Source organism: Bergeyella anatis, from assembly GCF_036016955.1.
GTDB lineage: Bacteria > Bacteroidota > Bacteroidia > Flavobacteriales > Weeksellaceae > JAYWXI01.
The window spans coordinates 1-14,988 of sequence record NZ_JAYWXI010000023.1; the positions used below are offsets into that span (position 1 = coordinate 1).

General features: G+C 33.1%; 13 protein-coding genes. 12 read left to right on the top strand and 1 reads right to left on the bottom strand.

What is annotated here, in order from left to right; genetic code table 11:
- The first annotated feature begins 141 nt into the window (after positions 1-141).
- The 7 genes from VQ048_RS11060 to VQ048_RS11090 all read left to right on the top strand — a co-directional run bounded on the left by VQ048_RS11060 (position 142) and on the right by VQ048_RS11090 (position 10,405).
- A complete protein-coding gene (locus VQ048_RS11060; protein ID WP_327611744.1) occupies positions 142-1,005 on the top strand; it encodes an AadS family aminoglycoside 6-adenylyltransferase in 864 nt (287 codons plus the stop codon).
- 189 nt (positions 1,006-1,194) lie between these two features.
- Positions 1,195-2,985, top strand: coding sequence for a GmrSD restriction endonuclease domain-containing protein (locus VQ048_RS11065; protein WP_327611745.1), 1,791 nt, complete (start codon positions 1,195-1,197; stop codon positions 2,983-2,985).
- 363 nt (positions 2,986-3,348) lie between these two features.
- On the top strand, positions 3,349-4,941 hold the full coding sequence (abc-f, locus tag VQ048_RS11070) for a ribosomal protection-like ABC-F family protein (protein ID WP_318161660.1): 1,593 nt from the start codon (positions 3,349-3,351) through the stop codon (positions 4,939-4,941).
- An 11-nt stretch (positions 4,942-4,952) separates the two neighbouring features.
- A complete protein-coding gene (gene cfr(F), locus VQ048_RS11075) occupies positions 4,953-6,044 on the top strand; it encodes a 23S rRNA (adenine(2503)-C(8))-methyltransferase Cfr(F) (RefSeq protein WP_327611746.1) in 1,092 nt (363 codons plus the stop codon).
- 227 nt (positions 6,045-6,271) lie between these two features.
- Positions 6,272-8,044 (top strand): ATP-dependent nuclease, encoded by a 1,773-nt coding sequence (locus tag VQ048_RS11080; RefSeq protein ID WP_327611748.1) that lies wholly within the window; start codon positions 6,272-6,274, stop codon positions 8,042-8,044.
- A gap of 326 nt (positions 8,045-8,370) precedes the next feature.
- Complete coding sequence (locus tag VQ048_RS11085) at positions 8,371-9,441, top strand: hypothetical protein (protein WP_327611749.1); 1,071 nt, start codon at positions 8,371-8,373, stop codon at positions 9,439-9,441.
- A 175-nt stretch (positions 9,442-9,616) separates the two neighbouring features.
- On the top strand, positions 9,617-10,405 hold the full coding sequence (locus VQ048_RS11090) for an APH(3') family aminoglycoside O-phosphotransferase (RefSeq protein ID WP_327611750.1): 789 nt from the start codon (positions 9,617-9,619) through the stop codon (positions 10,403-10,405).
- Here VQ048_RS11090 and VQ048_RS11095 read toward each other — a convergent pair.
- Positions 10,388-10,567 (bottom strand): hypothetical protein, encoded by a 180-nt coding sequence (locus tag VQ048_RS11095; RefSeq protein ID WP_327611751.1) that lies wholly within the window; start codon positions 10,565-10,567, stop codon positions 10,388-10,390. The two genes, VQ048_RS11090 and VQ048_RS11095, sit on opposite strands and share 18 nt — an antisense overlap.
- Positions 10,568-10,577: 10 nt before the next feature.
- On the opposite strand from VQ048_RS11095, the gene VQ048_RS11100 reads away from it, so the two are divergent.
- From VQ048_RS11100 to VQ048_RS11120, 5 genes are all read left to right on the top strand, one after another.
- Positions 10,578-11,138, top strand: coding sequence for a hypothetical protein (locus tag VQ048_RS11100; RefSeq protein WP_327611752.1), 561 nt, complete (start codon positions 10,578-10,580; stop codon positions 11,136-11,138).
- Positions 11,139-11,306: 168 nt separating this feature from the next.
- The gene (locus VQ048_RS11105) at positions 11,307-11,876 is read left to right on the top strand and encodes a hypothetical protein (RefSeq protein ID WP_327611753.1); all 570 of its coding nucleotides are present in this window, start codon (positions 11,307-11,309) and stop codon (positions 11,874-11,876) included.
- A 338-nt stretch (positions 11,877-12,214) separates the two neighbouring features.
- Positions 12,215-12,664 (top strand): GyrI-like domain-containing protein, encoded by a 450-nt coding sequence (locus VQ048_RS11110; RefSeq protein ID WP_327611754.1) that lies wholly within the window; start codon positions 12,215-12,217, stop codon positions 12,662-12,664.
- A 232-nt stretch (positions 12,665-12,896) separates the two neighbouring features.
- Positions 12,897-13,460 carry a hypothetical protein gene (locus tag VQ048_RS11115; RefSeq protein WP_327611755.1) on the top strand — a complete coding sequence of 188 codons (564 nt, stop codon included), beginning with the start codon at positions 12,897-12,899 and terminating at the stop codon, positions 13,458-13,460.
- Between the two features lie 356 nt (positions 13,461-13,816).
- Entirely contained in the window at positions 13,817-14,608 is a 792-nt protein-coding gene (locus tag VQ048_RS11120; RefSeq protein WP_327611756.1) for an META domain-containing protein, read from the top strand.
- Positions 14,609-14,988 lie beyond the last annotated feature (380 nt).

Genomic DNA, 14,988 nt, shown 5'->3' on the forward strand with positions numbered 1-14,988 from the left:
ATTCAGCTTTTTTTTAATAATTTAGCTTCTGTGGAAACACATCGGCTACGTCACTGCTAAATTGAACTTTCGGTTCAATTTATCCGCCACTTCGCCAATGCGTTTCCCGTTGTACGACATAGTAAAACCGAACCAAACAAAATGAAAGTCAGAGAAGAAAAGTTAAGAACAATTATAGAATGGTCGGAGAAAAACGAAGATGTAAGAGTTCTTCTTCTGACAAGTTCACTTGTAAATCCTTTAGCACTTGTTGACGAATTTAGTGATTTAGACATTGAATTTGTTTTTGAGGATAATACAAATTACATTTCAGACAAAAGCTGGACGCTTAAATTCGGAAATCCAATTGCTATGATTGAAGAAGACGAAAGTTGTTTTAACCATAAACACGCAATGAAAATGCTACTTTATGAAGACGGTGTGAAAGTAGATTTTAAACTTTACAGCAAATCAAAATTTATAAAGGAAACGCAAGAGAAAGAATTACCAGAAGATTGGGATATTGGTTATAAAATTTTAATTGATAAAGATGGTATTACAAAGCAAATGCTGAAACCAACTTATCAAATTTCCATTATCAAAAAACCGTCTGAAAAAGAGTTTCAAAATCTAATAAACGATTTTTGGTGGGACACAACTTACGTGGCAAAGTGTCTTGTGAGAGATGAAATATTCTATGCGAAATTTATGTCGGAAACCGTTATTCGCACAGAATATCTAATTCCTTTAATTGAATGGCACATTGCAAGTGAACACAATTGGAACATAACGACCAATAAATATGGACGACTTTTCAAAAAGTATCTTAACCAGGAAATGTGGGCTAAAACAGAACAAACATTTTCAGGGAGCGATATAAAGGAAAATTGGTCTGCTCTATTTTCAATGACTGATTTAGTTTCAGAAATAGGAACTGAATTGTCAAAAAAATTAGAGTACAAATACCCGGATAAATTAGAAAATGACATACGAAAATATTTAGCTGGACTAAAACCCAAAACATAACTACGTCGTACAACATCGTATTGGCAATAGGCGGGCTGAACGGCTTCGTATCAACGGAAGTGCAAAATTCAACTTCTGTTCTTCGATTAAAGTTCAGTGCTAAAAATCCCGCCCATCGCCAATACGCGGCACGTTATGCGACACCCTATTTGAACAGTCGTACCTAAAAGAAACGAACGAAAAACAGAAATGCAGAAATATTCAGTAAACCAACACTTAATCGAAACCATATTAGCTTGGGTAAATTCGGGAGAAATCGCAATACCAGAAATTCAAAGACCTTTTGTTTGGGACAGCTCAAAAGTCCGTGACTTAATGGATAGTCTTTATCAAGGTTATCCTATCGGCTACGTAATTGCTTGGAGAAATCCGAATGTAAAACTTAAAGACGGAAGTTTAAGCGAAGGGAAAAAAGTGTTGATTGACGGACAACAAAGAATTACAGCTTTGACTGCCGCAATTTTAGGTCAATACGTCATCAATAAAAATTACCAACGTGTAAAAATTAAAATTGCATTTAATCCACTTGAAGAAAAATTTGAAGTTCAAAACCCTGCAATTTTAAAAGACAAAACTTGGCTTCACGATATTACGGACGCATTTTCGGGAAAAGTAAGTTTACTAAAATTGGTTCGTGATTACTCGGCTTTAAACCCTGAAATTGACGAAGATTTAATCGAAAACTCGTTTTCAAGATTAATTAGCATCGTGAAAAAACCAATCGGAATGATTGAATTAGCACCCGAATTGGACATTGAAACGGTAACTGAAATTTTCATCAGAATTAACTCTAAAGGTGTTGTTTTAAGTCAGGCAGATTTTGCGATGAGTAAAATTGCTTCCGACACAGAAAATGGCGGAAATGAATTGCGAAAAGCGATTGATTATTTCTGCCATTTAGCCATTGCACCGGATTTCTATAAACACATCGTTGATAACGATAAAGATTTTGCACAAACCGATTTTTTCCAAAAAATGTCGTGGCTAAAAACTGAAAATGAAGATTTATACGACCCAAGTTACAACGATTTAATTCGTGTAGCATTTACATCGCAATTTAACAGAGGACGACTTTCAGATTTGGTAAGTTTACTTTCGGGAAGAAATTTTGAAACCCGAACTTTTGAAACGGAAATTGCAGAACAATCTTTTCAAAAACTTAAAAACGGTGTAAATAATTTTATCAACGAAACCAATTTCAAAAGGTTTTTAATGATTGTAAAATCCGCAGGATTTATTTCGCCAAAACTTATTCGTTCGCAAAATGCTTTAAATTTTGCTTATATCGTTTATTTGAAGCTAAAAGAACTTGGAGTAAATTCTGTTGCTATCGAAAGTTATGTTAGAAAATGGTTGGTTTATTCGATATTAACAGGAAGATATTCAGGTTCGCCCGAAAGTACATTTGATTTTGACATCAAACAAATTTCTCAAAAACCGTTTGGAGATTATCTAAAAGAAAAAGAAGAAGGAGAACTTTCAGACGCTTTTTGGAACGCATCATTACCACAAAGTTTAGATACTTCTGTTGCAAGTAGTCCGTATTTTCACGTTTTCCTTGCATCACAAGTAAAAGCAAACGACAGAGGATTTTTATCAAGAGATGTTTTGGTTAGCGATTTAATTTCATTACGTGGAGATATTCATCATTTGTTTCCAAAAGATTATTTAAGCAAAAACGGTTTAGACAGAAGTAAATACAACCAAATTGCAAACTACGTTTATATGCAATCGGAAGTAAACATAAAAGTCGGAAACAAACCACCAAAAGACTATTTTGAGTTGATTAAAACACAAATGCAAGACGGAAATCAACTTGTAAGCGGACTTTCAACGGAACAAGAACTTTTGGACAATTTGAAAATGAATTGTGTTCCAACCGAAATTATGGAAATGAACATTGACGATTACCAAGATTTCTTGACTTTGCGAAGAAAATTAATGGCTCAAAAAATCAAGGAATATTATCATTCGCTTTAAAAAGGGCGGTCGCATAACATCGCATTGGCAAAATGGCGGGTTAAGTGCAAACTTCAACTTTTCTACATTTTATTCCGCCGAATGTGTTCCACACTCAGCTTTTTTTTAATAATTTAGCTTCTGTGGAAACACATCGGCTACGTTACTGCTAAATTGAACTTTTCGTCCAATTTATCCGCCACTTCGCCAATGCGTTTCTCGTTAGCTGCTATACAGGAAAAACCGTTACTCAAAAAAAATTGTATATTTGCAGACACAAAAAATTAAGTAAAGACAGAATGTAAAAAATATTTACTTTCAGACATATCAGAACAACAACCGCAAAGCGGTTGCTGTATTGTTTCATCTTTAACGAAAGAAGTTATGTTGATTTTACAAAACATTTCATATACACACCCAAGCAAAGATTTACTGTTTAGCGACATCAATCTGACAGTAAACAATCACGAAAAGGCAGCGTTAATTGGCAACAACGGAGCAGGAAAATCAACTTTGCTCAAAATTATCGCCCAAGAATTACAACCATCAAACGGACAAATAAGCATTGATGCTGAACCATATTTTGTTCCACAAATTTTTGGACAATACAATCATTTTACCATTGCAGAAGCGTTGAAAATCGATAAAAAATTGAACGCTCTGAATGAAATTTTGAACGGAAATACAAGTGAAGAAAATTTCTATTTACTCAATGATGATTGGACGATTGAAGACCGTTGCAAAGAAGCTCTGAACTATTGGCAATTAGACGATTTGGACTTATCTCAAAAAATGGAAACATTAAGCGGTGGACAAAAAACAAAAGTTTTTCTATCAGGAATTTCCATTCATCAACCCGAATTAGTTTTGCTGGACGAGCCAAGCAATCATTTAGACATTGCAAGCCGACAACTTTTGTATGACTTTATTCAAAGCACAAAAAACACTTTGATTGTTGTAAGCCACGATAGAAAATTACTCAATCTTTTAGACACAGTTTGCGAACTGAGTCGAAACGGAATTAAAGTTTATGGTGGTAATTATGACTTTTACGCAGCACAAAAACAAATTGAAAACAATGCTTTGAGTCAAGACATTCAAAGTAAGGAAAAAGCATTGCGAAAAGCCAAAGAAAAAGAACGGGAAACGATTGAACGACAACAAAGATTAGACAATCGTGGAAAAGGCAAACAAGCAAAAGCCGGCGTTGCCCGAATTATGATGAACACTTTACGAAACAATGCCGAAAACAGCACATCAAAACTCAAAAGTGTTCACGCAGAAAAAATTGGCGGTATTTCGCAAGACTTGCAAGAACTTCGTTCTTCCCTACCCGACATTGACAAAATGAAATTCGGTTTTGATAATTCAGCCTTGCACAAAGGAAAAATTTTGTTTACCGCATCGAACATCAATTTTGCTTACAACACGCAACCGTTTTGGAAAAACCATTTGAATTTTCAAATCACAAGTGGCGAACGCGTTGCCTTAAAAGGAACAAATGGTTCAGGAAAAACGACTTTGATAAAACTCATTTTGGGCGACATCGAACCACAAACAGGAACAATTTACCGAGCAGACAACAAATCGGTTTACATAGACCAAGACTATTCTTTGCTTGACAACAAACTAAAAGTTTACGAACAAGCCCAACAATTCAATGTTGCTGCATTACAAGAACACGAAATCAAAATCCGATTAAATCGCTTTTTGTTTACCAAAGAAGATTGGGACAAACCTTGCAGTGCGTTGAGCGGTGGCGAAAGAATGCGTTTGCTACTTTGTTGTTTAACGATTAATAGCAAATCGCCTGACATCATCATTTTGGACGAACCGACCAACAACTTGGATATTCAGAATGTGGAAATCCTAACAGCAGCCATCAATGAATATCAGGGAACGCTGGTAGTCGTGTCGCACGATGAAACATTTTTGGAACAAATAAACATAGAACGAACAATTTCATTAACCCAATAAACAGAATGAATATGACAAATAAATTAACAGCAGGCACATTACCCAATCCACCAACAGGAGGAATACTATGGCAAATTCACCGCTATTTAAACGAAAGTGAAATGCCCGAATATCGTTACCGACAAATAGTTTATGCTTTGCAACAGGGCATAGAATATTTTAGAGACATGAAAGAACTTCCCAAAAGTTTAAGAGAAAAATTGGAAACCCAATTTGGAGAAACGCCTTTACCGCTAAAGCCAACCATCATTCATTCGGCTGAACAAGTAGAGAAAGTACTTTTTGAAACCCAATCCGGAGCAAAAATAGAAACGGTTCTTTCCCGTTACCGTGCAGGTTGGACATCTATGTGTATATCGTCACAATCAGGTTGCGGTTTAGGTTGTACATTCTGTGCCACCTCAGCTATGGGATTGATGAAAAATCTTTCTGCCGATGAAATTTGTGCACAAGTATTCCATTCACATTGGAACAATCAGTTGCCCGACAGCATAGCATTTATGGGTATGGGCGAAGCACTTGCAAATCCAAATATTTTAACCGCTATAGAAGCGTTTACCACCAAAGGATATGGCGGACTTTCACAACGCAGGCTTACCGTTTCAACTGTTGGGTTTGCACCGAATTTAGAAAAATTGGTAAAAAGGTTTCCGCAAGTAAACATTACCTTATCAGTTCATTCCCCTTTTCCGGAACAAAGAGCAACATTAATACCGTTAGAAAAACGCTTTCCTTTAGACGATAATTTCAAAATACTTGACGAATATGTAAGAAAATACAAACGGAAAATTTACCTCGCTTACTTATTGATTGAAGGATTAAATGATACACAAGAACATTTGAACGCATTGGTTGATATGGTAAAGTCCAGAGTTCGTCCAGATTTATATCACATCAGCGTTATAAGATACAACAATGCTTTTGGAGCAAATCCGTCTTATAAGCAACCAACAAAAGAGAAAGTAATTGAATTTGTTTCCCAGTTAAACCTAAATGGTGTTCACGCTACAAGAAGGACGCAATTCGGCTCAGAAATAGATGCGGCTTGTGGACAACTTCACGCAGAATATGTAAAAACTAAAAAAAGAAATAATGCTAAATAAAATGTACAGCAGCTAACATCGGTTTTGCAAAAGAGCGGGTTAAGTGCAAAATTCAACGGTAGTAATTCTATCACCGCATAAGCCATTTTTATTTCCTTTTTTTGTAATTTAGCAAATAGAAAATGGCTTATGCTACTGTTGTGCAAAATTGAAAGTCCGTGCTTCTATTTCCGCTCCTTCGCAAAGCCGTAACCCGTTATGTGCAATGATTAACCAAACTCCTGCAAATGGGACACATTATTAGCAAAATTAAAATCGAAAATTTTAAATCAATTATTAATGAAGATTTTGAGCTTTCAAAGTTTACTCCCTTGGTTGGTTATAACAATGCAGGAAAATCTAATATTCTTGAAGCAATAAGATGGGTTTTAAGGAAAACATCGTTAAGTGCTAACTATTTCAATGATGTTTCTCAGCCAATAACTGTGTCTGCATCAATAGAGGGGATTTCTTCTGAAATATTAGATAATATCGACCAAGGCCATAGAGCTAGAATAGAGCCTTTTTTGAATAATGAAACTATAACAATTAAAAGAATTCAAACTTCACCAGGTCAAAGTGTTGCTCAAATTCAACTTCAAGTTTTAGATCCAAATGATAATACAACTTGGCAAAATAACCCTACAGGGATTGATAACGCCATAAAGGATTTATTTCCAGAGCCAATTCATATTGGTGCAATGGAAAATTCAGAAGAAGATATCTCAAGATCAAGTAGCACTTCTACAATAGGTAAATTATTGGCAGAGATTATTGGGCCTATTGAAATACAATATGGCGAAAGAGTTAATGAAGCTTTAAATGGGCTAAAGGAAATACTAGATGTTGAAGGTGTCAATCGTGCACCAGAATTGGAAGCGTTTGACCAGCAAATTAATACAAAATTAGATGCATTTTTTCCTGACATAAGTGTTAAAGTTCATATCCCTACTCCTGAATTAAAAGAAGTTTTCAAAAAGGGCACGATAAAAGTTTACGAAAATCAATTCCCAAATGCCAAGGATGTTAACTCTTTAGGTCACGGGGCTCAAAGGTCTATTCAAATGACTTTAATTAGACATTTAGCTGATTTAAAATTATCGCAACAGGCTAATAGAACAACCACACTCTTACTAATTGATGAGCCAGAATTATACTTACATCCTCAAGCAATCGAAATATTAAGAAATTCACTAACAATTCTTTCAAATCAAGGGTATCAAGTGATTTTTTCCACACATTCTCCTTTTATGATAACTCAAAAAGATGTGGGTAACACAATTCTTATCAGGAAAAATGACACCTTAGGAACATTTAAACGCACTACACTAAAATCTGCAATACCTGCTATTGAAAGTCAGGCTCAACATCAACTTACTTTGCTTTATTCATTAAGTAACTCAAGTAATATACTTTTCTCTGAAAAAGTAATTATTGCCGAAGGTAAGACAGAAAATAAATTAATCCCCGTATTGATTGAAAATATTACAAATAAAACCATACTGCATCATAAAACTGCTTTCGTAAGATTAGATGGTTCGGGAAATACAAAGAAAACAATGCAAGTTTTAAAAACAATGGATTTGCCTACAAAAGCAATCGTTGATTTGGATTATGCAATGAAAAATGGAATTTCTGAAGGATACTTGCAAGCTAATGACGAAGATATAAATGCTTGTTTAACTGAACTTTTAAATATTGCTCCAACTAATAATATATTTATTGGAGCTGATGGTTGGCCATCTAAAAATGGAAACTCTATTACTGCTGCAGATGCATTTGCGATTCTTGCACAAAGTCAAAATACTAAACAAAACATTGAGAATATTTGTTTGAAAATGCGAGCCCATAATATTTGGGTATGGAAAAAAGGAACTATTGAGAAGCATTTAAATCTGTCAGGTAAAAATGAAGCCATATGGGCGAATTTTTGCAACAATCTTGAAACTAGTAATTTACAAACACTTTTACCAAACGACTATGAGGAAATTGAGGACTGCATTAATTGGCTACTTCAATAAAATCACTGCACATAACATAGTATTTGCAAAAGGCGGGGTTAAGTGCAAAGTTGAAATTTGGTTACATTTATCCGCTCCTGCTTTTCCGTATTACTTTTTTTCTTAAATTAGCAATACGGAAAAAGCATCCGCTTTGTTTGGCCGAAATTGAACGAAAGGTTCAATTTAGTCCGCCCTTCGCAAATACTTTTTCCGTTAGCAGAAATGTTCTAAAAATTCACCGTTTGAATTATATTTCGGTATTTTTTTTCAATTATGTGGAATAAAAAGACTTCTTTTGTCCGTTATCTATAATATTTTTACGTTATAAATACAAACTTAAACACATGAATAAAGAATTACAAATTTGGGCTGAAAAAACTGTTGAAAAATGCAACAAGATTGCAAATGATTATTATTTAGATTACTATGCATTTCAAAAACCATATGATGAAGATTATTCTACACTAATACTAGCACTCAATCCTTATAACAATAGTACTTTTCCTACAAAAAAATCTGAAGTGAACGGTAGTGCTTCAATGACAGCTGAAAAATTTCTTAGAGGAAACTCTAGTTGGAATGAACATAAAACAAATTGGAAAGTAATTAAGCAATTAAGAAAAATGAAATTAATTGATGACCTATGTTTAGGCTTTAATTACATGAATTACGTGTATTTTCCTTCAAGAAAATTTAATGATATTAAAAAGCTTAAAGAGGTTGATATACTTACAATGTGTAAAGAAATGACAACAGAATTTCTTAATCTTACAAAACCTAACTTAATTATACTTTTGGGTACATCAACAGGAATAGACCAATTTGAAATTGAAGGAAATGCATTATTAAGTAAAAACAATAAAAGATTAATTGTTAAAGGTAAAATTGGAGAATTAGATATTTATGCTATTCCACATCCATCTTGGTTGAATGACGAAGAATTAGCTGCGATTGATTTAAACCTTAGAGAAATTTTAAACAATGAAAAACAATCTTATTTAAATTTTAAAAAGACCACTTCATCAATAACACGAAATATTATTGATGATGAACTTAAAGTTCTACCAATAAATACACAAAATAAAAATTATTCAGATATTATTTTGGAAGGACTTGATAATGAAAAAATCCTAATTAGAATAAATTATAAAAGCAAATCAATAGGAATTAGAAATGTAGACAAAAATAATTATGAAAATTTAAAGCATCACAATTTCTATCAAATGTTTTTCAAAAATACTACCAGTGAAAAAGAAAAAAGTTGGGCATTTCAAAAGAAATTTCCTTCCCATTTTTTTATGAAAGTTGAAGATATAACGAAGGAAATATTTAATCTCGTCGAAGGAATAAAATTGTATAAAAATAATAACACTTCTGCTAACATAGTATTTGCAAAAGGCGGGGAGAGGCATTGAATTGAAAAGCAGAAATATTTAGTCGCAAATGCTTTTCAATTCAACTTTTTTTACTAATTTAGTCTCATTGAAAAAGCATCTGCTACGGTTGGACTGAATTGAACTTAAGGTCCATTTCAGTTCCGCCCTTCGCAAATACTTTTCCCGTTGGTGGCAAGGCTAAAAGACACAGCAAATGGAAATCAGTAAAGACGTAAAAAATCAACTTGACAAATATTTTGGAAATTATACTACCACACAAATTTCAGGTGGTTCAACAAATGCTGAATTGTTCAGGGTTACGACAGATGAATCAAAGAGTTTTATTCTCAAAAAACAAATTTATATTAACCATAATGTAAGCCTCAAATACGATTATCAAAATTATTTATGGCTTGACGGAAAAATTCCAGTTCCTAAGATTATTTTTTATGAACAATTAAGCGACTTTGAATTGTTATGTATGACGGAACTGCAAGGAAAAACTCTTGAATATTATTTTGATAAAATAGAAACTGAAGAAATTATTAAGCAATATGCAATATCATTGAAAAAACTTCATTCTTTGAAAATCGACAATACTGCGTTGGTTCAACACCTTGACTTGAAAATTTCAAAAGCAAGATTTAATTTAGATAGTGGGTTAATTGATTTTACAGACTTACAACCCGAAAATCAAACTTACAGCCCCGAAGAACTATTTGTGAAATTATTAAGCATAAAGCCATCAGACTATGAATTAGTGTTTACACACGGAGATTACTGTTTTGACAACTTAATTTTTGACAATCATAACTTAAGTGGTTTTATAGACATTGGCAATGGAGGTATAGCAGATAAATATCAAGATATTGCACTTGCTGTTAGAAACATACGAGATAATTTTAGACCAGAAATGGTTGACATATTTTACAAGGTATATGGACTTGATAAGCCAAACAAAAATAAAATAGAGTTTTATATATTATTAGACGAGTTCTTTTGAAAGAAGCCCAGCCACCAACATCGTATTGGCAATAGTGGGGCTGATAGTTATAAATTCAACATTTGTGCTTCTATCGGGCATTAGTGCAAATGTTGGGCTGACGTTTTTCAAATGCCCCACCATCGCCAATACGTAACCGTTACCTGCTACTGTAAATAACAACTGTTAAGCAATGAAAGCAATTAAACGAATATTCTTAACAATTTTAATCCTAACAATAGGTGGAATGATTTTTCGTGGTTGGTTTTACAGACATTTAATAACATATAAGTCTATTGGATTGCGGACTAATTATTCGGCGACGAATAAAAAACTTATAGAATATATTGACACAAATACAGACAAACAGAAAACCCTTGATGTTGAAAGTATAATCAAAATAGGACTTTCAATAACCTCTAAACGACTTAACTTTACGACAGGCAAAAATGACACAGACCCAAATAGACTTATAACTTCCAAGACAGCATACTGCGTTGGTTATGCCTCATTTTTCGCAACAACTTGTAATTATCTACTCAAAGAAAATAACCTTTCTGATTATTGGATTGCGAAACCACAAATAGGACAGCTTTATTTTTTTGGAACAAACATTCACAAATATCTCAAAACGCCATTTCTTAAAGACCACGACTTTGTCACGATTGAGAATAAAGCAACAGGAAAAATATATGCAGTTGACCCGACAATAAATGATTATTTATGTATAGATTTTATCAATTACTCTCAATGAAAAGATAAAGCGGATAATAAACAGCAGCAGGTAACAAGGTATTGCCGCAAGCGGGGTTAATTGTTTTTTTAGAAAAATTTGTTTACCTTTGAAGTGTGGTATTTCAGTTGGAGTTAGGTGCTAAGAAGCCCCGCCTTCGGCAATACCTGGACCGTTATCTGCAATTTTATGACGCGCGTTACAATAGTACTTTTCACGATTTTTTCAAATTTTTTGTTTTCTCAAACTGAACAGAAAAGTCTTGATTTTTTTGCACAAGAAATTCTACCAAAATTGAAAAAAACAAAAGTATTTTTCGATGGAAAAATAATTGAGAAATCTATTTATGAAAACATTTTAAAAAACGAAGATGAGGAAACAATTATTGAAAATATTTTATGGGATTATTCACTTTGTAAAAAAGATCAAAGTAAATTTAATTTTGATTTTAAGCAAATTTCCAAAATTGCAAACGTTCAAAAATCAATTGCTACTAATATTTCAATTCCCAAAAATATCAATTATAGAAAAGAATTAACAATAAAAAAACGAAAAGCTGGAAAATTGAGATTTAAAATCAATAAATTATTCACTCAGAAATATAACTTAAAAGTTTCTCCATCAATTCAAATTGCAGAAAACACTTTCTTAACAAGAATATTCATGACAAAACAAAACTATGAATATGGAAATAATTATGATATAATTGTAAAAAATGAAGAGGTAATTGATTGGTGTAATAGTTACTGGATTCAATAAAAAAACTGCAGATAACATTGTATTGGCAAAATGCGGGAAGAAGTATAGAATTGAAAAGCAGAAATATTATTCCGCTCACGCTTTTCAATTCTGCAAATTTTTGTAAGTTAGCAGTATTGAAAAAGCATTCGCTACGCTTGGTCTTCCTTGAACTTTCAGTTCTTCGAAAGCCCGCACTTCGCCAATACTTTTTCCGTTAGCGGCAAGTGTATCAAAACACACGGCTGAAAAGAAATTTTTTGAATATGAGCATTAACAAAGCCCCAATTCTAAAAAAAACATTCAAATTACAGTGCATTAAACACATACAGAATAACAACAGTTGATAAAACAATAAAATGAAAAACGGATTTAAAGTAATTGGAATTTCCATTAGGACAACAAACAAAGACAACAAATCAAAGGAAGATTTGGGAAAACTTTGGGGGCAATTCTATGCGGAAAACATTTTTGAGAAGATACCAAATAAAGTATCAGATGAAATATTTTCAATTTATACTGATTACAAAAGCAACTACACCGAGGAATATACTACGATTATAGGTGTTCCTGTTTCAACACTAAATGAAATCCCTAACGGATTAGTCGGTCGGGAATTTGAAGCCGAGAACTTTCAAAAATTCGTAGCAAAAGGCGAAATGCCGAACGCTGTTATCAATACTTGGATAGACATTTGGAATAGAGACGAAGAACTCAATAGAAAATATACTTATGACTTTGAAGTATATGGGGAAAACAGCCAAAAAGGTCAAGATTCGGAAGTGGAGATTTATATTGCAACAAAATAAGGAAAAACACCTGCGGCTAACATAGTATTTGCAAAAGGCGGGGTTATGTAAAAAGTTGAAAATTTGGGAACATTTATTCGCTTCTGCTTTTCCGTATTACTTTTTTGAGTAATTTAGCAATACGGAAAAAGCATCTGCTCCGGTTGCTCGAAATTGAACGAAAGGTTCAATTTAGTCCGCCCTTCGCAAATATTTTTTCCGTTGGCAGAAATTGTAACCAAAAAACTCGCAAATGAAGAATATTATTTTATTTTTTTTAATTCTAATTAGCTTTAATAGTTGTGCTCAAAAAAACAAATTAGAAAACTTTCAAATAGTTAGTTATGATTTAAATTCACCAAATTCGGTTGAAATAAATTCGTATTCAACTTTGGACAAAGAAGGAAAACTAAAAGTTTTTGTGAATGGAAGTAAAGGTCCTGCATATTATTCTTATCAACTAAAACCCGAAGATTTAAAACAAATTAATAAACTCGCAAACAAGAATTTAGAAGAGTTCGTTCAGAAAAAGCAATTGGCAGAAAATCAAGGTTATGCGGGAAGTCGAAATTATATTTCTTTTTTTAAGAAAACGAAAAAGCAACTTTGTTATATTGAACCTTTTATGAATAAAGAATTTAATGAAATATCGAATTTGCTTTTTGATAAAATTTATTCCCAACAAGATTCAGCAAAAATTTCCAAATTTTTTGTTGACTTCAACAATGTGGAAAAGGAAATTCTTAAGCAAGATAAAATAGATAATTATTTACCTCAAAAATCTCTTCCTTCATCTCCATTGATGCCGAATAAATAAACAACTTCTGCTAACATAGTATTTGCAAAAGGCGGGGAGAGGCATTGAATTGAAAAGCAGAAATATTTAGTCGCAAATGCTTTTCAATTCAACTTTTTTTACTAATTTAGTTTCATTGAAAAAGCACCTGCTTCGGTTGGTCGAAATTGAACGATTGGTTCAATTTAGCCCACCCTTCGCAAATACTTTTTCCGTTATGCCACACCCTAAACGACGACATATTTAATTGCGCAAAAGGGTTAAGCTTCAAATCTGTAATTGTTTTATGACACGAACACCATTATAATTTACCCGCAAGAGTTTAAAAAGGCATAATAATTTCAAAACTTCAGAAAACAATAACAAATTAAAAAGATATGAAAAATACAATTTTCCTTTTCGCACTACTATTTTTAGCCACTGCTTGCAATACTCAAAGAAAGGCAACACAAAACTCTAATTTGGAAAACTTTCAAGTAGAAAACATTTATTGGAGCTTAGTTGAATTCGATGGCAAACCAGTTCCTGAAAGTGTAGCTGGAAAAGTACATATTATGTTTTCTAAGGATGGTACTAAGTTAAGCGGATCGAATGGTTGTAACCGACTTATGGGAAGTTATAATATCTCAAATAGAACACAAATTTCATTTTCCCGCATTGCGAGTACAAAAATGGCGTGCCAAAGTGTAGGTTGGAATGAAACAGGATTTAATCAGATGCTGGAAACTGCCAATAATTTTACAGTTTCGGGCAATAAATTAATGCTTAATGTGGGTAAAAGAGCACCTTTGGCTGTGTTTGTAAAAGTTGAGAAGAATGAAATTGTAAATAAATATTGGAAACTTATAGAGTTGGATGGTAAGGAAGTGAATATGGCTGACAATCAGGAACGTGAACAGTATTTTATACTTAGAGAAGATGGTAGCATCGCTGGTTTTGCCGGTTGTAATCAATTTTCAGGCAACTTTATTTTGGATATGAGTAAATCAAGAATAAAATTTGAAAATATGCTTTCTACGTTACGCGCATGTCCTGACGTAAAAGTTAATGAATCTGAGTTTTTAAAGGTATTCAATCTAACAGATAATTATACGATGGTTGAAGATAAGCTGACGTTGAATATAGGAAGGCGTGCACCTTTGGCCGTTTTTGAAGCAGTATATTTTTAACTTAAAGTTCTGATGATTGCTTGAACAAAAAACTGACGAAATATAATCTGGAAAAGCTACGATTAGGCACGTATTCAGATGACAAATTCTGTTCACAGATTAAGACTATAAGACACGAATAAGTTACCATAAAAAAAAGGCGAAGGCATAACAAGGTATTGCCAAAAGCGGGGCTGAAGGAATTCTATTGAACTTTTTAGCAATATTTCACCCTTAGGATTTCTATTAAGGTTCTGTGCAAAAAATCCCCGCCTTCGGCAATACCCAAACGTTAGCGGTAATTTTACCAAACAGAATGTTGAACATAAAAAAATATAATCCGATGAAGCTATAAGTAACTGTTCAAAATAAAAAAAGTGAAACTTTTTTATTGCTTTCAA